20 protein-coding genes are annotated in these 20,939 nt (G+C 65.5%); 9 read left to right on the forward strand and 11 right to left on the reverse strand.

Features of this window, described 5'->3' with window-relative positions; all coding sequences use genetic code 11:
• The first annotated feature begins 13 nt into the window (after positions 1-13).
• Positions 14-1,174 (forward strand): PQQ-binding-like beta-propeller repeat protein, encoded by a 1,161-nt coding sequence (locus SM755_RS12530; RefSeq protein WP_323172953.1) that lies wholly within the window; start codon positions 14-16, stop codon positions 1,172-1,174.
• Positions 1,175-1,198: 24 nt separating this feature from the next.
• Here SM755_RS12530 and SM755_RS12535 read toward each other — a convergent pair whose 3' ends face one another.
• The 6 genes from SM755_RS12535 to SM755_RS12560 form a co-directional block, all read right to left on the reverse strand.
• Complete coding sequence (locus SM755_RS12535; protein ID WP_323172954.1) at positions 1,199-2,425, reverse strand: putative manganese transporter; 1,227 nt, start codon at positions 2,423-2,425, stop codon at positions 1,199-1,201.
• Between the two features lie 135 nt (positions 2,426-2,560).
• Entirely contained in the window at positions 2,561-3,043 is a 483-nt protein-coding gene (locus SM755_RS12540; RefSeq protein WP_323172955.1) for a GNAT family N-acetyltransferase, read from the reverse strand.
• Positions 3,044-3,109: 66 nt separating this feature from the next.
• Positions 3,110-3,406, reverse strand: a complete 297-nt coding sequence (locus SM755_RS12545) for a translation initiation factor (RefSeq protein WP_323172956.1) — start codon at positions 3,404-3,406, stop codon at positions 3,110-3,112.
• Positions 3,407-3,576: 170 nt separating this feature from the next.
• Complete coding sequence (locus tag SM755_RS12550) at positions 3,577-5,250, reverse strand: Na+/H+ antiporter NhaC family protein (RefSeq protein ID WP_323172957.1); 1,674 nt, start codon at positions 5,248-5,250, stop codon at positions 3,577-3,579.
• A 149-nt stretch (positions 5,251-5,399) separates the two neighbouring features.
• The gene (locus SM755_RS12555; RefSeq protein ID WP_323172958.1) at positions 5,400-7,211 is read right to left on the reverse strand and encodes an excinuclease ABC subunit C; all 1,812 of its coding nucleotides are present in this window, start codon (positions 7,209-7,211) and stop codon (positions 5,400-5,402) included.
• A 26-nt stretch (positions 7,212-7,237) separates the two neighbouring features.
• Entirely contained in the window at positions 7,238-8,005 is a 768-nt protein-coding gene (locus SM755_RS12560) for a hypothetical protein (RefSeq protein WP_323172959.1), read from the reverse strand.
• 185 nt (positions 8,006-8,190) lie between these two features.
• Between SM755_RS12560 and SM755_RS12565 the strand changes: the two genes are divergently transcribed.
• From SM755_RS12565 to SM755_RS12575, 3 genes are all read left to right on the forward strand, one after another.
• Positions 8,191-8,460 (forward strand): hypothetical protein, encoded by a 270-nt coding sequence (locus SM755_RS12565; RefSeq protein ID WP_323172960.1) that lies wholly within the window; start codon positions 8,191-8,193, stop codon positions 8,458-8,460.
• A 113-nt stretch (positions 8,461-8,573) separates the two neighbouring features.
• On the forward strand, positions 8,574-9,500 hold the full coding sequence (locus tag SM755_RS12570; RefSeq protein ID WP_323172961.1) for an ABC transporter ATP-binding protein: 927 nt from the start codon (positions 8,574-8,576) through the stop codon (positions 9,498-9,500).
• Complete coding sequence (locus tag SM755_RS12575; protein ID WP_323172962.1) at positions 9,497-10,423, forward strand: ABC transporter permease; 927 nt, start codon at positions 9,497-9,499, stop codon at positions 10,421-10,423. Before SM755_RS12570 ends, SM755_RS12575 begins: the two co-directional genes overlap by 4 nt.
• A gap of 107 nt (positions 10,424-10,530) precedes the next feature.
• On the opposite strand, the gene SM755_RS12580 is transcribed toward SM755_RS12575, so the two are convergent.
• The 3 genes from SM755_RS12580 to SM755_RS12590 form a co-directional block, all read right to left on the reverse strand.
• A complete protein-coding gene (locus tag SM755_RS12580; RefSeq protein WP_006665070.1) occupies positions 10,531-10,932 on the reverse strand; it encodes a pyridoxamine 5'-phosphate oxidase family protein in 402 nt (133 codons plus the stop codon).
• A gap of 180 nt (positions 10,933-11,112) precedes the next feature.
• Positions 11,113-13,200, reverse strand: coding sequence for an NAD-dependent DNA ligase LigA (gene ligA / locus SM755_RS12585; RefSeq protein WP_323172963.1), 2,088 nt, complete (start codon positions 13,198-13,200; stop codon positions 11,113-11,115).
• Positions 13,201-13,306: 106 nt separating this feature from the next.
• Entirely contained in the window at positions 13,307-13,765 is a 459-nt protein-coding gene (locus tag SM755_RS12590; protein WP_323172964.1) for a 2Fe-2S iron-sulfur cluster-binding protein, read from the reverse strand.
• Positions 13,766-13,991: 226 nt separating this feature from the next.
• On the opposite strand from SM755_RS12590, the gene rio1 reads away from it, so the two are divergent.
• Positions 13,992-14,867 (forward strand): serine/threonine-protein kinase Rio1, encoded by an 876-nt coding sequence (rio1, locus tag SM755_RS12595; RefSeq protein ID WP_323172965.1) that lies wholly within the window; start codon positions 13,992-13,994, stop codon positions 14,865-14,867.
• A 42-nt stretch (positions 14,868-14,909) separates the two neighbouring features.
• Here rio1 and SM755_RS12600 read toward each other — a convergent pair whose 3' ends face one another.
• On the reverse strand, positions 14,910-15,299 hold the full coding sequence (locus SM755_RS12600) for a hypothetical protein (RefSeq protein WP_323172966.1): 390 nt from the start codon (positions 15,297-15,299) through the stop codon (positions 14,910-14,912).
• A 488-nt stretch (positions 15,300-15,787) separates the two neighbouring features.
• Between SM755_RS12600 and SM755_RS12605 the strand changes: the two genes are divergently transcribed.
• Together SM755_RS12605 and SM755_RS12610 are read left to right on the forward strand one after the other, a co-directional pair.
• On the forward strand, positions 15,788-17,041 hold the full coding sequence (locus SM755_RS12605; protein WP_323172967.1) for a tryptophan--tRNA ligase: 1,254 nt from the start codon (positions 15,788-15,790) through the stop codon (positions 17,039-17,041).
• 44 nt (positions 17,042-17,085) lie between these two features.
• A complete protein-coding gene (locus SM755_RS12610) occupies positions 17,086-17,589 on the forward strand; it encodes a metallophosphoesterase family protein (protein ID WP_323172968.1) in 504 nt (167 codons plus the stop codon).
• Between the two features lie 63 nt (positions 17,590-17,652).
• On the opposite strand, the gene SM755_RS12615 is transcribed toward SM755_RS12610, so the two are convergent.
• Positions 17,653-18,411 (reverse strand): PAC2 family protein, encoded by a 759-nt coding sequence (locus SM755_RS12615; RefSeq protein WP_323172969.1) that lies wholly within the window; start codon positions 18,409-18,411, stop codon positions 17,653-17,655.
• 118 nt (positions 18,412-18,529) lie between these two features.
• On the opposite strand from SM755_RS12615, the gene SM755_RS12620 reads away from it, so the two are divergent.
• Together SM755_RS12620 and thsA are read left to right on the forward strand one after the other, a co-directional pair.
• Entirely contained in the window at positions 18,530-19,090 is a 561-nt protein-coding gene (locus tag SM755_RS12620) for a KH domain-containing protein (protein WP_006110632.1), read from the forward strand.
• A 167-nt stretch (positions 19,091-19,257) separates the two neighbouring features.
• Positions 19,258-20,922, forward strand: coding sequence for a thermosome subunit alpha (thsA, locus tag SM755_RS12625; RefSeq protein ID WP_323173228.1), 1,665 nt, complete (start codon positions 19,258-19,260; stop codon positions 20,920-20,922).
• The last annotated feature ends 17 nt before the right edge of the window (positions 20,923-20,939 follow it).

The raw sequence follows: 20,939 nt of genomic DNA on the forward strand, positions 1-20,939 counted from the left end.
TTTGACGAGTAGTGTGAGTGTAGCAGCCCTGAGTATCGGTGCCGGCTGTACGAGTTCGGTTGGGGGCGACGCCGGCGAGAGCGAGAGCGACGGGGCGGACGCTGGTACCGGTGATGGCGGCGAACCCGAGCACGCAGGAACGGATGTCCCGACCGACGACTGGCCGTCGTTCCAGCGGACGCCGGGAAACAGCGGCTACATCCTCTCGTCCGCACCGACGGCCGATCCCGACGAGCGGTGGTCGACGACGCTTTCCGGTGCGCTCGAGGCGCAGGTCGCCGTCGTCGAGGGCACCGTCTACGCGTCGACCGCTGACGGAACGGTTCACGCGCTCGAGGCGGCATCGGGTGATGAACTGTGGGCCGAATCGCTCGCCGGCAGCTGTTCGCACTGTCCCTGCGTCGCCGACGGGTTCGTCGTCGTTGGCACCGACGCGGGTGAACTCGTCGCGCTCTCAGCGGCCGACGGCGACCGGGAGTGGGAGATTGATCTGGCCGGCCCGGCGGCGGGACCGACCGCGGCCCACGGCGTTGTCTACGTCGGGACGAGCGGGGTTCCGGTCGCGTCTGCCGTCGATGTGACCGACGGCACCGAGCGGTGGACGACCGAATTGGCCTCGCCTGCCGTCGACTACCCCGCGGTCGACGGCGACAGCGTCTACGTTGGCGTCGAGGAGGGTTTAGACGGCGGCCTTCACGCGTTCGATCCGGCCGACGGCGACGAGCGGTGGCTCCACGAGGGGGATCGGATGCGGTCGCCGACGATCGCCGGGGGTGCTGTCGTCGCGCCGTCGCTCACGATCTCGGTGCTCACTCACGCCGGCAGACCCCGTGCAGGGTTCGGATTCGCGGGCCACATCCGCTCGTCGCCCGCGGTGACGAGCGACGCGATCGTCGTCGGCTCAACCGGCGGTCAGGTCGCGGCCGCAAAGCGCGGCGATGTCGGTGTGTACTGGAGCGTCGAGGTCGGTCAACGGCCGATCTCGGCTCCCGCGATCACCGACGAGAGCGTCTACCTGACGGCCGGCGGTCCGGAACTGGTCGCACTCGATACTGGGACGGGCGAACTGCGGTGGACCCGCTCGCTCGCGGGCGAGCTCGCAACCGGGCCGGCGGTCGCCGACGGAGCCGTCTTCGTCGGGACTGACGAGGGCCGTCTCGTCGCGTTCGAGTGACCCATAGTGGAGAAGACGAACCGATCAGAGCACGCCGAATCCGAACTCAGCCATCCCGAATACGGGCCCCCACAGCAGGTGGAGCGCGACGCCGACGACGACCGCTGGGATGAAGTTGTACACCGTCGCGATGATGGCCGCTTTGGCGTCGACCGCCAGCAACGGAAACAGCGCGTCGCCGTCCTGGCAGATCGCGTTGGCGGTCAGCGCGGAAAACGGCAATCCTCCCTCGGCGTAGACGCTCGCCAGCAAAATCTGCGGGCCACAGCCGGGGATCAACCCGACGACCGCGCCGCCGATCGGCGCGAACACGCCCGCGGCCGCCGCGACCGTCGCGACGTTTATCCCCGTCAAGAGGACGCCGAACTCGTAGACGAGGAAGGCCACGAGTACCCAGACGGTGACGAAACTGGTCTCCATCGCCGCGTGGGTAAGCGTCTCGTAGACCGAGCCGAACGAATCGCGAGCGCGGGCGACCTCTCCTTCACCCACGTAGTGGCGGCCGACGATGTAGAGGTACAACGAGAGTACCGCACCGACGATGCCGACGGCCGTAAACGCGCCCGCGAAGCCGGTGCCGAGTCGGATCGGAACCTCGGGCCCGCCCAGGAGCAGGTACTGCGTCCCGAGGACGAGCCCGGCGACGGCGCTCAGCCACCAGCCGACGTGGACGAGATGCGAGAGCGGCGTGAGAACTCGTGAGTGGCGATCCGGTCCGGTTTCGTGAGAGTGGGTCGGTGCCGGGCCCCCATAATCGTGGGCCGGGTTCGGCCCGACGCTGCTGTTGACGACGGTTCCGCCGTCGGGCGTCGCGGCGGGCGAGAGCCGTGCGACGGCGGCATCGATCCGGGAGACGCCCAGACCGACCGAGTCGACGAGGTAGCCGGTCGCCACGGACGCCGCGAACGCGATGGCGTAGGCGTACAGCGCGGCTTCGGGGGCGAGCGCGAGGATGACGAACGCCGAGTCGCCGGCGGTCGCCCCGAGCGTGGCGACGACGGTACCGAAACTGACCGTTCCCCGGACGTACAGCGGCATCACGATAATCGCTCCGCCACAGCCTGGCGTCAATCCAAGCAGACCGCCGAACAGTACCTGTAATCGCTCGTTCTCTTCGATCGCGGCGAGCACGGCACCGTCGGTGTAGTACTGGAGCAGCCCGAACGCGAGGATCGTCACCGCGACGAACGCACTCACCTGCACGTAACCATCTCGAAGTGATTCCAAAAGGACCGTCAGCGCCTCGTTCACGAGTTCTCACTCGGAACCTGCGATCCGACGGCACGATTATTAGACATCTCTAAAAATATCTTTAGCATCATGGTATAAATAGCTGCCGCTGGTCGCCGATTACACACCGGGAGTGGGTGAGACAGCGACCGTCGCCTACAACGACAGCGTATAGACGACTTCCTCGTACGCTTCGCCGCCTAACTCGACCGTCCCGGTGTCCGTTTCTTCGAACCCGAGTTCTTCGTAGAAGGCGCGTCCGGTCGCGTTCGAGGCGAGGTCGATCGCTCGCATGCGGTTCATGTTGAAGTCCGCGAGATCGTCGCGCAGTCGCTCGTGCAGTGCAGTTCCCACGCCCTCGCGCTGGTGATCCGGGTGGACGTACATTCGGAGGACGTCGCCTTCGTCGTCCTGGACGACGCCGTGGGTGAAGCCGACGACGCCGGCATCGGTTTCGGCGACGAGGACGGCGGTTCCGGGTTTCGAGAGTGCACGCTCGAGTTCGTCGTCGGCGTACCAGTCGTCGACGGTGTCATCGATGACGTCGCTTGCGAGTTCGTCGTAGGTGTCGTGCCACGCGTCGCGGGCGATGTCGCGGATCGCGCTGCGGTCGTCGGCGGTTGCTGGGCGAATCTCCATAGTATGGGCCACGACAGCAATGCACAAAGTTGTACTCGCAACTCGACTTGTACTGGGACAACTGGGTTAGGTCTGCACGTCGAAGCCGCGGTCGCGGAGCAGGTCCGGCACTCTGTCGCGGTGGTCGCCCTGGAGTTCGATGCGACCCTCGTCGACGGTCCCGCCGGTTCCGAGCGACGATTTAAGCTCGGAGGCGGTCGATTCGATCTCGGACTTGGAGAGGTCGAAGCCCTCGACGATCGTCACCGGTTTGCCGTAGCGTCGTTCTTCCATGCGGATCGAGAGAACTTGTTCCGCCGTTTCGAGGTCGCTTTGGCTGTCGAGTTCGTCGAGCAGGTCATCGAGCGGGTCGTCGTTAGACACGAGATAGACTACGCTCGCGAAGGGCATAGAAATGTCCATCGTCCGGTTTTCCGACTCGTTTCGAGCGTCGGGCGGACCTGAACTCGATTCATACGGACTGCTGTCAGTCATTTCCGGCACAATCGTAGGACGGGCGCGGTCGCGCCGGTAAATCGTTACAGCAGACCGTCTCAGTCGTCGCTCGGAACGTCCTGCTCTCTCGCGCCGGCGAACGGCTTTGCGACGAGGTCCTTGCGGGCGGCGTCGAGTTCCGAGAGGGCGTAGACGAGCCCGACGAGTACGACCGCACCGATCGGAACCAGGACGAACGGGGAGAGGCCGAAGAAGCCGTACAGGAGGTAGACGACGATGGAGACGGCGAGCACGGTGAGGGCGTAGTACAGTTGCGTGCGGACGTGGTCGATGTGGTCGGCACCGGCGAACGTCGACGAGAGGATGGTAGTGTCGGAGATCGGCGAGCAGTGGTCGCCGAAGATCGCCCCGGAGAAAATCGCGCCGACGGCGACCGAGAGCAGTTCCGGCGATCCGCCGCCGATCTCGTAGGCCATCGGCACCGCGATGGGCGTCACGATGCCCATCGTCCCCCAGGACGTTCCGATCGAGAAGGCGATGATCCCCGTCGACAGCAACACGACGACCGGAAGCAACGTGGGGGTGACGATTCCCTCGGCGAGGGCCGTCACGTACTGGCCGGTTTCGAGGACCTCGGCGACGGTGCCGATCGACCACGCCATCACGAGGATACTGACGGCGGTGAGCATGATCCCGAAGCCGTCGAGGATGGTCTCCATCGACTCCTCGAGGGTGAGCACGTCGTCGTACAGCGCCATCGCGACGGCCGTCGCGACCATCGAGAACGAGCCCCAGACGAGCGCGCCGGTGAAGTCCGTGTTGTCGATTACGTCGATGAGCGCGCCGGTCTCCGAGAGGGCCTCCCCGGGCGTCACGCCTGCAGCCTGGAAACCGGTGATCGTCGCGCCGCCGACGACGACGGTGACGAGGACGGCCACCGGGACGACGAACGTCCGGAGCAGCGGGTCGTCGACGGCGGGTTCGCCGAGATCCTTCTTCATGCTCTGGAGCGGGGTGGCGTCCTCCCGGGTCACCTTCCCCGTTCGCTGCGCGCGCGCTTCGGCGTCGAGCATCTCGCCGAAGTCCCGCCGGGTGAGCACGATGATAAGCACCATCAACAGCGCCAGCAGGCAGTAGACGTTGAACGGGATCGACCGGAGGAACGTTCCGACGGCCGAGGGAGTCTCCCCGCTGATCGCCTCGGAGTCGTAGACGTCCTGAATGAGGCCGATCTGGAACGCGACCCAGCTCGAGATGCCGAACGTCGCGACCGGCGCGGCGGTCGAGTCCAAAATGTACGCCAGCTTTTCGCGCGACATCCGGACCTCGTCGGCGATATCCTTGACCGCCGAGCCGACGATGGCGGTGTTGGCGTAGTCGTCGAAGAACCACACCAGCCCGAGCAGCCACGCGACCAGCCCGACCCGGCGGTGCGAGTCGACTCTCGTGGTGGCGGCCTGAGCGACGGCGACCGAGCCGCCCATCCGCCAGACGAGCGCGATACCGGCACCCAACAGGAACGTGAACGCGATGATCTCGGCGTGGAACGTATCGTCTCCGTAGGAGGCGACGATCCACCCGAAGGCTTCCACGACGGCCAGGAGCGGGACCGCCGCGAACTCGAGTGCGGTCTCCGCGCCGTCGGCCGCGATGATCACGCCGCCCGCCCAGATGCCGATGAACAACGACAACAGCGCCCGACGGGTGATGATGGCGAGTGCAATCGCGAGCAGTGGCGGCACCAACGACAGCGCTCCGAACTCTGATGTCATGCTAACGTGGTTCATGATAGCATGATTTAAAAGGTGCTGTGATAGTCCGCGATTCGTTGATTCGGCCGTCGTGGGCTGGACTTCCGGCCCGCGACGAATGGTACTTCCGACCGAGTAACACTCCTGACCGCAGCCGCCGGTCGACGGGACTACAGCCGCTCCTTGACCGTCTGCGCCGTCTTCTCGCCGACGCCCGAAACGCTTTGCAAGTCCGCTACGCTCGCCTCGCGGACGTTCTCAACGCTGCCGAACCGCCCGAGGAGCCGCTTTCGCGTTTCGGGGCCGATTCCCGGCACGTCATCGAGCACCGTCGACACGTCGTCGCGCAGCGTCTGGTGGTACTGCACGGCAAAGCGGTGGGACTCGTCGCGAACTCGCTGGAGGAGGTGCAGATGCGGCGCGTCTGCGGGCCAGGAGAACTGCCGGTCCGGCGTGATGACCGTCTCTTCGGCCTTCGCGAGCGCGACGGCGGGCACGTCCCAGCCGACCTCGGCGAGCGCGTCGCGGGCGGCCTCGAGCTGGCCCTCGCCGCCGTCGATCAGCAGGAGATCGGGGTCGGGCCGGTCGTCCCGTCCCTCGACGGCGCGGCGGGCGCGCCACGCGAGCAGCGCGTGCATGTTATCGTAGTCGTCGTTCTGATCGCGCAGTTTCTTCCGGCGATAATCCGCCTTCTCGGCGCTTCCGTCGACGAACGTGACGTTGCTGCCGACCGCCGAGGATCCCTGAGCGTGGCTCACGTCGAACCCCTCGATCCGCCGGGCGGCATCGAGTTCAAGCGCGTCGGCGAGCATGCCACACTCGTCGCGGCGGCCGACGTTCCGGCGGGCGTTCTTGAGCGCGAGGTCGACGAGTTTGGCCTCGCGACCGGCACCCGGAACCCGAACGGAGACGGTCTCGGCGTCGAGCCAGGCGGCGACCTCCTCGTCGCCGTGGCGCTCGGGGAGGAGGAGCGCGTCGGGGAGGTCGCGTTCGGCGTAGTACTGGACGATAAAGGCGGCGAGGACGGCGGGGACGCCGCCGCGTTTGTCGCGTCCGGTTGCTTCCTCTTCCTCCACCTCCACCTCCGCCCCCGCCGCGGCCGCACCGGGCGCGTCGAGCGTGTGGCGCTCGCGGTCCACGAGTTTGCCGTCTTCGGCGCGCAGGCGGGCGACGGTCGCGTCCTCGCCTTCGATCGCGACGCCAAGCACGTCGACCGCGCGCTCGTCGCCGACCGACTGGACCGCCTCGCCGCCCTCGCCGTGGAAGGCCTCGACGGTCTCGAGTCGATCGCGGAGGTTCGCCGCGCGCTCGAACTGTTGGTCCTGGGCGGCGGCCTCCATCTCCCGGCGCAGCGGATCGGTGAGGATGCCCGCCTCGCCCTCGAAGAAGCGCTCGACCGCCGTCACGTCCGCGACGTAGTCCTCGAGTTCGATTTCGCGAGTGCAGGGGGCAGTGCAGAGTCCCATCTCGTGGTCGAGACAGGGGCGGTCCCTGTTTGCGTACTTGTGGTCCGAACAGCCGCGGACGCCGTAGGTTTCCCGGAGGGCTTTCACGACGGTTTCGACCTGCCGTTTGTTCGTGTAGGGGCCGAAGACGGTCGGCCCGCTCGTAGCGCCTTGGGTCTCGCCGTCGGGATCGCGGGTGATCTCGATCCGCGGGGCCGGGTGGTCGGTCAACTGTACCATCGGGTAGGACTTGTCGTCCTTGAGCCGGACGTTGTAGCGGGGCTGGTGGCGCTTGATCAGGTTGGCCTCGAGCAAGAGCGCCTGCGTCTCGGTGTCGGTGATGGCGATTTCGATCCCGTCGGCGCGGTCGACCATCCGTCGGATGCGCGCGCTCCGCGGGTCGGCGTAGGAGCCGACGCGACTCCGGAGATCGACGGCTTTGCCGACGTAGAGCGTCGTTCCGTCGGCCCGGAACTGGTAGACACCGGGCTCACGCGGCAGCGATCGCGCGCGGTCGCGAACCCCGTCAGCGTTCATCGCCGGTCCTAGGGCGTCGACGGCTTTCAGCCTGACTCATCGCGACCGCGCCGGCGGTCGCCCCGCGGGCGGGACTCGCCCGACTCCGAGGACTGGCTGAACTCGGCTTTTTCGGCCGGCGAGCGCTGATCGGCCGTCGGACCCGGCTGAATGGCCTCGCTGAGGCTGAGGGTGATCGGGGCGGCATCGTCGGTCTCGCCGAGCGGAACGGCGATGTCGTCACCGCCGGCGACTTCGAGGACGAGTTGTCTCGATCGTGAGCGGACGTAGAGCCCGGCGAAGACGACGGCGAGCGCGAGCGAGAGGATGCCGCCGATGAGGATCCCGGTATCGAGTACCTGGAACAGCACCCCGAGCGTCTCGAACGTGCTGTCGACAGCCGCAGTCGTCCCGGCGGCATCTCCGGCGTCGGTTGCCGTTCCCGTTCCTGTTCCCGCTCCCGCCCCCGTCCCGTCTCCGGCGGCTGTTCCGTCGAGTTCGAGTTCAGGAATCAACTCGCCGAAGGAGACGACTGCCGCGATGGTAAGCAGCGTGAGTCCGAGCGCGCCGGCCAGGAGGCTCCGGAGCAGGTGTTTCGTCGAGCCGCTTTGGCTGACGGTGACGTGCTGGACGTTCGGACGGTCGGCGTGACGATAGGGGTGTGTCCCTGGCGAGTGTGAGCGGCTGGAGCGATCGAACGCGAGAACGCGGTGGCTCGTGACGACGATCGTCGCGGTTTCGAGTTCGAGTCGCCGCTGTTCTGTTTCGCCGTCGTAGCGCAGGGTGTCGACGTGGTGGGTCCAGTTGACGGCCATCTGAATCTGATTCGGAATCGACGTGAGTCGTCGCCTCAGAGTGCACCGCCGGGGGTCAAGTACGCTGGGGCGTTCTGCTGTGTGTGCGAACGCTGACCGGGCGGCCACGCGACGGCTGGCTGCGCTGGCCCGACACCCGGGAGCGACGCGATACTTTCTCGGTGGTCCGGCCGCAACCTCCGGGTATGTCTGACCCGACGGTCCGGTGCTGGCTGGTCGAACGCGACTTCGGTGCGAGAAACATCGTCACACTCGTCTACGCGACGCCCGACGGATCGCGGTACCATCAGCGCGAACGATCCTCGACGGCGCTTCGGACGGGATCTGCGGTTACCGCGGCGACCGACGTTCCCGAATCGGACCTCGAATCGGTCGACGATGCGGAAACGCGCGATCGGTACGCGACCGAAGTTGACCGCGTCCGAGAGCAATACGAGCCGGACGACTCGATCTGAACGCCGCCGAGTCGGCCTCGCTAGTCGGAATCGGTTTCTTCACCGATCGTGTTCGGGTGTATTATCCACCCCAAGTGGCAACTCTTATCGGTGAACGCCGAGATGACTCAGCCATGCCTGCACTTCGCGTCGACGAACTGACGAAGTCCTACGGGCAGACACTCGCGCTCGATACCCTCTCCTTCGAGGTTCAGGAGGGCGAGGTGTTTGGCTTTCTCGGCCCGAACGGCGCAGGGAAGTCGACGACGATCAACGTCGTGCTCGATTTCATCCGACCGACGGCGGGACGAGTCGAGGTCCTCGGACTCGACGCTCAGGCCCACAGCCGCGAGATCCGCTCGCGGACCGGCGTCCTCCCCGAAGGCTATCAGGTTTACGACCGCCTCACCGCCCGCCAGCACCTCGAGTTCGCCATCGAGTCGAAAGGCAGCGACGACGAGCCGGAGGCGCTCCTCGAACGGGTCGGCCTGACCGACGCGATCGACCGGAAGGCCGGCGGCTACTCGAAGGGGATGGCCCAGCGGCTCATGCTCGCGATGGCGCTCGTGGGCGAGCCGGACTTGCTGATCCTCGACGAACCCTCTACCGGCCTCGACCCCAACGGTGCCCGCGAGATGCGCGAGATCGTCCGCGAGGAGAACGCTCGCGGCGCGACCGTCTTCTTCTCGAGTCATAGCATGGAACAGGTCGAGGCAGTCTGTGACCGCGTCGGCATCCTTCAGGACGGCCAGATGGTCGCCGTCGACTCCGTCGAGGGGCTGCGCGACTCCATCGGCGGCGGCACCTCGCTCCGGGTCACCGTCGACCGGGTCGACGACGACGCCCTCCAGGCGGTTCGGTCGCTGCCGGCCGTCTCGAACGTCGCCGTCGAGAACCGCGATCCGCCGACGATCACCGCCCAGGTCGACGGCTCGAAGACGGCCGTCCTCACTGAACTCGAGGATCACGGCGTCGAGGTGCGGGACTTCTCGACGACGGAGGCGTCGCTCGAAGACGTGTTCCAGTCGTACACGACGGGTGCGGAGGTGACGGCGCGATGAGCACCGAGGCCGACACCGGCACGTCGAGAACGGGACCGACGTCCAGTGCGAGTTCGATCAACCCGGACAGCGTTCGCGCAGTCGCGCGCAAGGACTTTCGGGATTCGATTCGCTCGTGGGTGTTCTGGACTCTGAGTTTCCTCTTTTTCATGCTGCTGGTCGGGACGACGGGACTCCTCTCGTACTTCGGGAGCGACATCGCTGCGCAGGGGCAGACGACGGAGGCCCTCGTTGGGATGGTTCAGAGTATGACGAGTCTCATTATCCCATTGATCGCGCTGGTATTGGGTTGGAAGTCGATCGCAGGGGAGCGCCAGTCAGGGAGTCTCAAGATCCTGCTCTCGCTCCCGCACTCGCGAAAGGACGTGTTGCTCGGCAAACTCATCGGCCGATCGGCCGTGCTGTCGGTCTCGTTGATTACCGGCTTCGTCCTCGCGGCCGCCGTCGTCGCCGCGTTACTCGGGAGTTTCGACGTCGCCGATTACGTCGGACTACTCGCGGTGTCGATCCTCTATGGGGTCGCCTACACGAGCCTCGCGGTTTCGCTCTCGTCCGTGACGCGGTCGACGACAATCGCCGGTGCTGCGATGTTCGGCATCTTCATGCTGTTTTATGCCGTCTGGAACGGCCTTCTTACCGCCTTCTGGATGCTGATGAATCTCGATTATATTCCCCAGAACGAAACGACCGCCCAGATCGCCTTGCTATTCAACAGCCTCTCGCTCAACAGCGCCTACCAGAACGTTCTCTCACTCGTCACCTCGATGGGCGGGTTCACTGATCAGACCGAGATGGTACTCGAGGGGATGTTCGGTAGCGTCCCGTTCTATCTCCAGGACTGGTTCTCGCTTATCATCCTGCTCGCCTGGATCGTCGTCCCGATCGCGATCGCGCTCTTTCGGTTCGACCGCGTCGACCTCTGAGCGCAGTCGTCTCGTAGTTTGCGTTCGAGGTTGCGTTTCTGTTTCTGTTTCTGTTTCTGTTCCTGTTCCCGTTCCTGTTCTCGTTCGCCGCCACGTTCGAGTTCACACTACTGTGCGGCGTGGCGCACCACCTCGGGCTCGATCGAGATGATGACCCGCTCGCTCTGGATCGGATTCTGGTACTCTTCGTTGCCCGTATACCGCTGTGCGAGTTCGTCGATGTGCTCGCGCGCGCCGTCGGTCGTGATCTCGTCGACAGTCCCCGTCACGGAGAGCATCCGATAGGGATTGTCGGGGTCAGTCATGCTCACGCCGATCCGCGAGTCGTTGCTGGCGTTTTTCGCTTTCCGTCGATTTCGTTCGGTGTTGATAAGCAGGCGATCCGCGTCCGCGTCGTAGTCGACCCACACGGGCGTGACGTGCAGTTCGTCGTCCGGTAACACCGTCGCCACGTGGGCGAACGTTTTCTTCTCGAACAGGTCGTGGAAGTCGTCTGGAATCGACGCCATAGCCGCGGTACACCGTTCTGGTACTAAGTTACGCACCCTGCCTGCCACTGTCGGTGACTACTAGCCGTTGAAGGGAGTTTCCGACCTGATCGCTCCTCTCATACGGACTGCTGTAAATCATTTCCGGCGCAACCGCAGGACGGGCGCGGTCGCGCCGGTAAATCGTTACAACAGACCGTCTCAGTCCAACTCGATGCCTCGGGCCGCGAGTGCAGTCCTGAACTCGTCCTCGCCGTCGAGGACCGGCACGTCGTGTTCCGCCGCGGCCTCCAGTTTCGTCGCGCCTGGACTCTCGCCAGCGACGAGGAAGTCCGTGTTTCCGGAGACGCTCCCCGTGGCGTTCCCACCGCGGGCTTCGACGAGTTCCTGCGCCTCGCTGCGAGTCATCTCCGCGAGCGAACCCGTGAAGACGAACGTCAGCCCGTCGAGTTCGTCGCCGCCGGCCTCCGTCGTCGCCTCCCGCGGCGAGACGTGCGCCAGAATCGCGTCCACCGCTTCGGCGTTGGCCTCGCTCGCGAAGAACTCGTGGATCGTCTCGGCGACTGTCTCACCCACGTCGTCGACGGTCTCGAGTTCTTCGGGATCGTCCTCGGCGGCCTCGCGGACGGCGTCGAACGTCCTGAACTCGCGGGCGAGTTCGCGCGCGGTCGCCGGGCCGACGTGGGGGATGCCGAGAGCCGAGAGGAAGTCGGGAAGCGGCGGCTCGCGGCTGTCCTCGATTTCGGACAGCAGGTTCTCGGCGCTGGTCTCGCCCCAGCCCTCGAGTTCGGTCAGGTCCTCGCGCTCGAGTTCGTAGAGGTCGGCGACGGATTCCACCAACTCGGCGTCGACGAGTTGCCGAACGCTCTTTTCGCCGAGTCCTTCGAGGTCGAGGCCGCCGTCGCCCGCGTAGTACTCGATCGACCGGCGGAGCTGCGCGTCGCAGGCCAGGCCGCCGGTGCAGAAGGCGATCGGGCCGTCGCGCTCGATTGCGCTGTCGCAGACGGGGCAGTTATTGGGGAGTTCGTAGTGGCCGTCGCTGCCTTTCTCGACCACTTCCTCGACGTAGGGGATCACGTCGCCGGCGCGCTGGACGCGGACGGTGTCGCCGACGTTGACGTTTTTGGCCTCGATCTCCTCGGGGTTGTGCAGGCTCGCCCGCGAGACCGTGACGCCGCCGACGTCGACCGGTTCGAGCAGGGCGACGGGCGTCACGCGGCCCGTGCGACCGATCTGGACGGCTACGTCGGTGATCGGCGTCACCTCGGCGCGGGCGGGGAACTTGTAGGCGAAGGCGTAGCGGTCGTGGCGCGCCGTGCGGCCCAGTTCCTCGCGAGCCTCGCGCTCGTCGACCTTGATGACGACACCGTCGATTTCGTAGTTCAGGTCGTCGCGGATCTCGTGCATGCGGTCGCGGTAGTCGATCGCCCCCTCGATGTCGTCGACGACCTCGACGCGCTCGTTCGTCCGCAGGCCGTAGTCGGGGAAGCGCTCGAGTTCGTCCCGGTGGCTCTCCTCCAGATCGCTCGCTTCGAGCACGTCGAAGTAGAAGACGTCGAGCGGGCGGTCGGCGACGACCGAGGGATCGAGCTGGCGGATCGTCCCGGCGGTCGCGTTGCGCGGGTTGGCGAAGGACTCCTCGCCGCGTTCGATCCGCTCGCGGTTGTGTTTCTGGAAGGCGTCTTTGGGCATGTAGACCTCGCCCCGAACCGCGAGAAAGTCGGGATAATCGCCGTGGAGACGCTGGGGAACCGAGCCGATGGTGCGGGCGTTTCGCGTCACGTCGTCGCCCTCGCGGCCGTCGCCGCGGGTGACCGCCCGCGCGAGGCTGCCGTCTTCGTAGACGAACTCCATCGAGACGCCGTCGAATTTGGGCTCGCAGACGTAGTCGACGTCGCCGACCTCCCGCCGGACGCGCTCGTCGAACTCGCGGACGGCCGCCGCGTCTCCGCTGTTGTCGATCGACAGCATCGGCGCGACGTGCTCGACGGTTTCGAACGCCTCGATGGGCTCGCCGCCGACGCTCTTGGTCGGACTGTCCGGATGGGCGAGGTCGAAGGCCTCCTCGAGTGCCTGGAGGCGAGAGAAGAGCGCGTCGTAGGTCCGATCGGCGATGATCGGGTCGTTCTCGACGTAGTACCGGCGGTCGTGCTCGCGGATGGCCTCGCGTAACTGTGCGACCTGTCTACGGGCCTCTTCTGCTGAGAGCGCATCGACTGGACTGAACTCGGTCGGCGGATCACGAAGATACGGATTGTCTTCGTCTGCGTTCTCGTCGGCGAGAGACATTCTTGGTAGAGCGTTGCTATGCGCACCCGTTAACGTTACCGCAGTCGCTTGTCCGTCGGTGTCGCGACGATGCCGGCTCCCGGTCTGAGAGGGACGCCGGGAGCGACTATTTCCACGGACTGTCGCCGACTTCCGCGCGCACCCTCGGCCCCACCTCGATTCGACAGTCGGCTCTGGGCAGCGCGATACACAGCAGCGCATAGCCGTCGGTGCGTTCGCGCTCCTCGAGCGCCCGCGGCGGCCGTCGGTAGTCGACGGCGGTCGCGGCGTCGGGTTGGTGGCCGCTCCGATCGCCGGACGGCGTTTCGAGTTCAGGTTCGGCTTCGGCTTCGGCTTCGACTTCGGCCCCGGCCTCGGGTTCGGTTTCGACTTCGGATTCGGGTTCAGGTTCGGCTTCGACAGCGACCACTCGTCCCACGCACGTCGTGCACGTCCCTTTCCGGCAGTCGGACGGGAGCCGGACGCCGGCCCGCTGGGCCGCCTCGAGTATCGTCTCACGCTCGTTGACCGCGATCGTTTGGGTCGGACCGTCGGTCCGCTCGAGCGTCACGTCGTAGCTGGTCATCGGCTGGCCGTCACCCTCGGCTGGGCGGTGGCGCGCCCGGTCGTGATCGTGGTCCTGGGCCCGTTCGCGTTCATGGTTCCGTTCTGCGTTCCGTTCACGTGTACCTCTACAACGCCAAGCGAAAAAAGCCAGGCCCGACATACCGATTCGAGGCGGGTGGAAGCCGTCGGTGCACCGCGAGGGATACCCGGTCCTTTACCCGCCTGCGCCCCCTACGACGGAGTAGATGGGACAGGGAACGGACGCGGAGTTCGGGTTAGTCGACCTCGACGAGGCCGAGACGCCGGGCGACGAGTGGGAGGAGATCGACGTATCGGACACCGACGCCGACCGGATCGCCCGCAAGCGCGACCGCAAGTTCGAGCAGTTCGAGGAACGCATCACGGACGCCGACCAGTTCAAGGTTGAGCAGTCGGTATTCGACGATGCAACCTTCGCCGCGCTGTACAAACTCGTCCAGGACGGCTACGTCGAGGCGTTCGGCGGGCCGCTCTCGACGGGCAAGGAGGCGAACGTCTATCATGCGCTCGGCGACGACCGCGAAGTCGCGGTCAAGGTCTACCGGATCAACGCCTCGAACTTCCGCCAGATGCGCGACTATCTCGAGGGCGACCCGCGCTTCGAGGGCCTGGGCGGCAAGAAGAAAGACGTCGTTCTCGCCTGGACCAAAAAGGAGTTCGCGAACCTCCGGCGGGCCAAGAAAGCCGGCGTCCGCGTCCCCGAACCGATCGCCACCGAACGAAACGTGCTCGTCATGGAGTACATCGGCAACGACGAGGGCCGCGCCAAGCGCCTCGGCGAGGTTCACATCGAGAATCCCCGGACCGCCTACGAGGTCATGCGCGAGTACATGCGCCGCCTCTACGCGGCCGGCATCGTCCACGGCGACCTGAGCGAGTACAACGTCGTCTTCCACGAGGGTGAACTCGTGGTGATCGACCTCGGACAGGCCGTCACCGTTCACCATCCCAACAGCCGCGATTTCCTGGAGCGCGACTGCGAGAACGTGTCGAGTTTCTTCTCCCGGCAGGGCTTGGACGCCGACGCCGACGACCTCCTCGAGTTCGTGACCGATCCCGAGCCGGATCCGTCTCGCAACTGACAGTGACTCTGTGAAAGATCTCTTCCGTTAGATCCCTCTTGTTCAGTCGCCTATAACGCGGTTGAATCCCTGGAAGCGGTCGTGTATGACGACCCTCCCGGTTCCCAGTGTCGAAGCCTTTGCTTGCAACTGCTGAACGAGCTCGTCGCGTAACTGACCGTACACATCGATGGACTCGAGCGTGATGAACGCCCCAATCGGCGGGAACTCTGAACCCGCAACTTCCAGGTGCTGTTCTAGCGTCGTCGAATCAGCGTGCGTATGCATTACGGTCATCTGCTCGCCGTCGGCGCTGAAGTAGACGTTGTAGGATAGTATCTCGGGTTCGTTGGTCTCGACGAAGTCCACCAACTCCGCCATCGCTGCCTTGAGCTCGTCCAACTTCCCCTCATGTACCGATGATCGGTCAATGTAGACGATGGTATCAGTCATTTTGTCTCCTCCGGGTAGCTTTGCAGCCGCGTTGTCCCGCTTCTTTTTCGGCCTCTATTGCTGTCGCCATCGACTCCTCCGTGTGGTGCGCCTGATACAACGGTCCCCGTCGGAACGTGTCGCATAGCTGGCGCTATTGTTTCATCACGCCGCCGGGCGTGTTAACTATTGTCATCCTCGCAAGGAAATCGGGAAGACAAGGCCATCGAGCGTTCCAATAGGCCACGTGGCGACAGCGCCACCAGGTGCCCGCTCGTCCGTCTTCACTGCCCCGAAACGCTAATCTATCCTGCCCCGAAGTATCACGTAATGACGGCCGCTCTCGAGTGGCAGTGGCGCTGGCAGCCCCGTTCGAGAGCGGACAGTGTCCTCGCGGTCGCCGACGCGGCCTAACCGGTCGGTTGCGGCGAGGGGCGCTCCCTGCGTTCGTTCTCCGCTGTTTCGACTTCCAGCTACCGCTGTAGTTTCACCACCACGGATACGAAACGATGTCTGACTCCAACGACACCGAGATAACGACGACCGATTCCCAGCCCGATCGCGACAGTACCGAACCGGATGATGCCGACAGCCGCGCCGATGCCGACGAGTTCACCGTCACGCCCTACGCCGTCTCCGGGGAGATCGACTACGACAAACTGCTCGAACGCTTCGGTGCCGAGCCGCTGACGGACGAACAGATCGAACGCTTTCCCGACCACCCGCTGCTCCGGCGGCGGACGTTCTACGCCGGTCGGGATGCGGACGACTACCTCGCGGCCGCCGAGGCGGGCGACCCGCACGCGGTCGTCACCGGCAGGGGGCCGTCGGGGCCGATGCATCTCGGGCACGTCCTGCCGCTCTATCTCGCAAAGCGCTTCCAGCAGGAGACGGGCGCGACGGTCTACATCCCGCTGTCGGACGACGAAAAGTTTCTCGCGAAAGAGCAGTCCTTTGCGTCGATCAGCGAGCACACCCGCGAGAACCTGCGGGATATCCTCGCGGTCGGTTTCGACCCCGCAAAGACGCGGATCGTGATCGACACCGCCGACGCGGACGTGCTCTATCCGATCGCGGTCCGCCTCGCGAAGCACCTCACGCCGGCAACCGTCGAGGCCGTCTACGGCGAGCAGGAGACCGTCGGCCTGCAGTTTTACCCCGCCGTGCAGGCGACCCACCTCCTGCTCCCGCAACTCGTCGCCGGACGACAGCCGACGCTCGTCCCTATCGCCGTCGACCAGGACCCGCACGTCCGCGTCTGCCGCGACGTGGCCGCGAAGGAGGCGCTTCCGGTCCGAAAACCGGGTGCGCTCCTGGGGCGCTTCCTCCCGAGCCTCGCCGGTCCCGGCAAGATGAGTTCGTCCGGCGACGCGCCTTCGATCGAACTCACCGACGACCCGGAAACCGTCGCCGAGACGATCCACACCCACGCCTACACCGGCGGGCGGGCAACGCTCGAGGAACACCGTGAGAAGGGCGGCGACCCGACGGTTGATGTCCCCTTCCAGTATCTCCGATTCTTCTTCGAACCGGACGACGACGAACTCGAGCGCATCGGCGCGGCCTACCGCGCGGGCGACCTGCTGAGCGGCGACCTGAAAGACCTCGCGATCGAGCGCATCACCGACTTCCTCGCCGCCCACCAGCGCCGGCGGAACGCCCTCGATGAACTCGCAACTGAACTCGAACCTTACCGGCTCACCGACGAGGAACGGCGACGGGCGCTCGACAGCGCCGGGGTGTCGCCGGTCGTCGGGACCTAAGTTCGACCCAACACTATTTGTCGGTCGCCCGCGGGGAACTGCGTATGAACATCGGCATCGTCGCCGACACGCACGACAACGTCGACGCGGTCGAACGCATCGCCGAGATTTTCGAGGACGAAGGCGTCGAAATCGTCGTCCACTGCGGCGACTTCGTCGCCCCGCTGGTGGTCCCCTACTTCGAGGACTTCGAACTCCACGGCGTCCTCGGAAACAACGACGGTGACGCTCGCAATCTGCAGGCGGCATTCGACTCGCTCGGCGGTAAGAGCGAACTCCACGGTCGGTTCGCGGATCTCGAGTTCGACGGGCTCTCGATCGCCGTTCTCCACGGCGAGTCGATGGACGAGGTGCGGGCGATCGCTGCCGCCGACGAGTACGAGTTCGTCTGTTACGGTCACCACCACGTCAGCGAACGCACCGAGTATGGGGGAACAACGTTGTTGAACCCAGGAGCGCAGTTTCCGACGACGGCCGCGGCGGACCGGACGGTTGCGATCCTTGAGACACGTTCGGAGTCGGTGCGGTTCCGCTCTGTCTTGGAGTAGTGCCGGGGTCGGGCCGGGGCTGTCCGAGTTCTCCCAGCCGCTGCTCGGCCGGTGAGCCACGTGCTACATGTACATTCGATCATCGGGAAGCGTGCGTCCCTCGAGCGGAGTCTCCTGGGACTCCATCGCCGCCATGCGCTCTGCGAGTTCGGCGTAGTATCTGGTGAGCGCTTCCGAGCGTTCGCGCAACGGCTCGGTGTCGATTTCGAGGTCGTAGTGCGCGGTCAGAAACGCGAGATAGCGGAGTGCCGCATCGAGGTCCGGTCCCGGCGGGTGATTCGGCGTCACCAGGACGCCGATCGGGGGAACGTCGCCGTCGAACCGACGGGTCGCGAGTTCGCCGGGCACGCCGTCCAAGACGCCGCCGCCGAGCGGCGTGTCGTCGTCGGCCAGCCGTCGCCGTCGGTAGTCCGGCGTCGCGACCGAGAAGACCTCGTGTTCGTCGGGACCGTGCGGAAACGGGATGCCGTGCAAGACGGCGAGTTCATCCAGCGCCGTTTCGGCGAGCCAGTCGACGACTGCATCGACGAAGGTCTCGGCGGTCCAGACTGGGATGACGGTTTCGCTGAGTAGCACGCAGCAGTCGGCGTCGTCGCTCGCGTAGAGTCGGATCGGCCGCCGCGGCTCGCCGTTTCGGAACGGGACGACGGTCGGCAGGTTTCTCGTCCGCACGTAGCCGATCTGGTCGAACTCGAGTTGCTGGACGAGGTAATCGGCGGCGGTGAGGCCCGCCAACCCGATATTCGAGAGAGCGAGGAACAGCGGTCCCTCGAGCCGGTCGGTGGCACTCGTGACGAGTTCATACTGTGGGTCGGTCGCCATACGACCGGTACGCTGAACTCGAGTATAGTTGTCGGCCCCGCGGGCGGGTCGGCGGCGCTGGTGCTGGTGCTGGCGCGGGGACCAAGGTCTTAACCTCACGCAGCGAATACCCGAGTGTATGCAGCACGTGAAGATTCCGCAGGACCGGATCGGAGTTCTCATCGGCGAGGGCGGCGAGACGATGCGCGAGATCGAGGCGGAAGCCGAAGTGCGATTGGACATCGACTCGGAGGACGGTGCCGTTGCCGTCGAGACAGTTGGCGACCCCGTTCGCGGCCTCAAAGGCCCCGAAATCGTCCGTGCGATCGGGCGTGGATTCGCTCCCGAAGAGGCGCTGCAGTTGCTCGAAGACGACATGATGCTGTTCGACGTCGTCGACATCGACGCGGCGGCCCGGAACAAGAACGACCTGAAGCGCCAGAAGGGCCGACTCATCGGCGAAGGTGGCCGAACGCGCGAACTCATGGAAGAACTGTCGGGCGCATCAGTCGTCATCTACGGCTCGACGCTCGGTATCATCGGCACGCCGCCGCAGGTCGATGCGGTCCGCAGCGCCGCAGAGATGCTTCTCGACGGCGCGCCACACGGCACCGTTTACTCGTTCCTGGAGGAGCGACACAACGAGATGAAACACCAGGGGATGCAGTACCACCGCTTCCCCGGCTCCGGCTCGTCTTGATCTGTCGCTTGACTCCCGTTTTTCGTCCGATTCACTCATAAATAACCGCCGGTCGTTCTCTCTCGAAGCGATAGCCCCCGTCGATTCAGGCGCTCTGAGTGAATCGACACCAAAATATTTATATAGAATAACAATCAATCCTTCGGGTGACTATGGCGCAACAGCAGATGGGCAACCAGCCCCTTATCGTTCTCTCGGAGGACAGCCAGCGAACCTCCGGGAAAGACGCGCAGTCGATGAACGTACAGGCCGGCAAGGCCGTTGCCGAGTCCGTCCGCACGACACTCGGACCGAAGGGGATGGACAAGATGCTCGTCGATTCGTCGGGCAACGTCATCGTGACGAACGACGGCGTCACCCTCCTCTCGGAGATGGAAATCGACCACCCGGCCGCCGACATGATCGTCGAAGTCGCCGAAACCCAGGAGGACGAGGTCGGCGACGGCACCACGAGCGCCGTCGTCGTCGCCGGTGAACTCCTGAGCCAGGCAGAGGACCTCCTCGATCAGGACATCCACGCAACCACGCTCGCACAGGGATACCGCCAGGCCGCCGAAGAGGCCACGGCGGCCCTCGAAGAGATCGCGGTCGACGTCGACGAGGACGACGACGAGATCCTCCACCAGATCGCCGCTACCGCGATGACCGGCAAGGGCGCAGAGAGCGCCCGCGACCTGCTCGCCGACCTCGTCGTCGACGCCGTCCAGTCCGTCTCTGACGGCGACGATGTCGACACGGACAACGTCAAAGTCGAAAAGGTCGTCGGCGGCTCGATCGAGAACTCCGAACTCGTCGAGGGCGTCATCGTCGACAAAGAGCGCGTCTCCGACAACATGCCGTACTTCGCCGAGGACGCCTCGGTCGCGATCGTCGACGGCGACCTCGAGATCAAAGAGACCGAGATCGACGCCGAAGTCAACGTCACCGACCCCGACCAGCTCGAGCAGTTCTTAGAGCAGGAGGAGGCCCAGCTTCGCGAGATGGCCGAGCAGGTCGCCGATGTCGGCGCTGACGTCGTCTTCGTCGACGGCGGCATCGACGACATGGCCCAGCACTACCTCGCACAGGAGGGCATTATCGCCGTCCGCCGCGTCAAGTCCAGCGACCAGTCTCAACTCGCTCGCGCAACCGGCGCAACGCCGGTCTCCACGGTTGACGACCTGACCGAAGATAACCTCGGCTTCGCCGGCAGCGTCGCCCAGAAGGAGATCGCCGGCGACCAGCGCATCTTCGTCGAGGACGTCGACGACGCACAGGCCGTCACGCTCATCCTCCGGGGCGGCACCGAGCACGTCATCGACGAGGTCGACCGCGCCATCGAGGACTCCCTCGGTGTGGTGCGGACGACCCTCGAGGACGGCAAGGTGCTCGCCGGCGGCGGCGCGCCCGAAGTCGAACTCTCGCTCGCGCTGCGTGACTACGCCGACTCCGTCGGCGGGCGCGAACAGCTCGCCGTCGAGGCCTTCGCGGACGCACTCGAGATCATCCCGCGCACGCTGGCCGAGAACGCAGGACTCGACCCCATCGACTCGCTCGTCGAACTGCGCGCCGACCACGACGGCGGCAACGAGGCCGCCGGACTGGACGCGTTCACCGGCGACACCATCGATATGGGTGAGGAAGGCGTCTACGAGCCGCTTCGCGTGAAGACCCAGGCCATCGAATCCGCCACCGAAGCGGCCGTCATGCTGCTTCGCATCGACGACGTCATCGCCGCCGGCGACCTCGCGGTTGCCGACGACGACGACGAGGAAGACATGCCCGCCGGCGGCCCAGGCGGTATGGGCGGCGGCATGGGCGGCATGGGTGGCGGTATGGGCGGCATGATGTAAGCGAGGGGAAACCCCCG

It is taken from the genome of Natrialba sp. PRR66, assembly GCF_034808065.1.
Classification (GTDB): Archaea; Halobacteriota; Halobacteria; order Halobacteriales; family Natrialbaceae; genus Natrialba; species Natrialba aegyptia.

Coding starts and splice junctions, on each gene's coding strand:
- SM755_RS12555 (WP_323172958.1), bottom strand. CDS start 7,211: ATGAACGCTGACGGGGTTCGCGACCGCGCGCGATCGCTGCCGCGTGAG.
- SM755_RS12565 (WP_323172960.1), top strand. CDS start 8,191: ATGTCTGACCCGACGGTCCGGTGCTGGCTGGTCGAACGCGACTTCGGT.
- SM755_RS12575 (WP_323172962.1), top strand. CDS start 9,497: ATGAGCACCGAGGCCGACACCGGCACGTCGAGAACGGGACCGACGTCC.
- rio1 (WP_323172965.1), top strand. CDS start 13,992: ATGGGACAGGGAACGGACGCGGAGTTCGGGTTAGTCGACCTCGACGAG.
- SM755_RS12610 (WP_323172968.1), top strand. CDS start 17,086: ATGAACATCGGCATCGTCGCCGACACGCACGACAACGTCGACGCGGTC.
- ligA (WP_323172963.1), bottom strand. CDS start 13,200: ATGTCTCTCGCCGACGAGAACGCAGACGAAGACAATCCGTATCTTCGT.
- SM755_RS12550 (WP_323172957.1), bottom strand. CDS start 5,250: ATGACATCAGAGTTCGGAGCGCTGTCGTTGGTGCCGCCACTGCTCGCG.
- SM755_RS12540 (WP_323172955.1), bottom strand. CDS start 3,043: ATGGAGATTCGCCCAGCAACCGCCGACGACCGCAGCGCGATCCGCGAC.
- SM755_RS12560 (WP_323172959.1), bottom strand. CDS start 8,005: ATGGCCGTCAACTGGACCCACCACGTCGACACCCTGCGCTACGACGGC.
- SM755_RS12600 (WP_323172966.1), bottom strand. CDS start 15,299: ATGACTGATACCATCGTCTACATTGACCGATCATCGGTACATGAGGGG.
- SM755_RS12590 (WP_323172964.1), bottom strand. CDS start 13,765: ATGACCAGCTACGACGTGACGCTCGAGCGGACCGACGGTCCGACCCAA.
- SM755_RS12580 (WP_006665070.1), bottom strand. CDS start 10,932: ATGGCGTCGATTCCAGACGACTTCCACGACCTGTTCGAGAAGAAAACG.
- SM755_RS12620 (WP_006110632.1), top strand. CDS start 18,530: ATGCAGCACGTGAAGATTCCGCAGGACCGGATCGGAGTTCTCATCGGC.
- thsA (WP_323173228.1), top strand. CDS start 19,258: ATGGGCAACCAGCCCCTTATCGTTCTCTCGGAGGACAGCCAGCGAACC.
- SM755_RS12570 (WP_323172961.1), top strand. CDS start 8,574: ATGCCTGCACTTCGCGTCGACGAACTGACGAAGTCCTACGGGCAGACA.
- SM755_RS12615 (WP_323172969.1), bottom strand. CDS start 18,411: ATGGCGACCGACCCACAGTATGAACTCGTCACGAGTGCCACCGACCGG.
- SM755_RS12605 (WP_323172967.1), top strand. CDS start 15,788: ATGTCTGACTCCAACGACACCGAGATAACGACGACCGATTCCCAGCCC.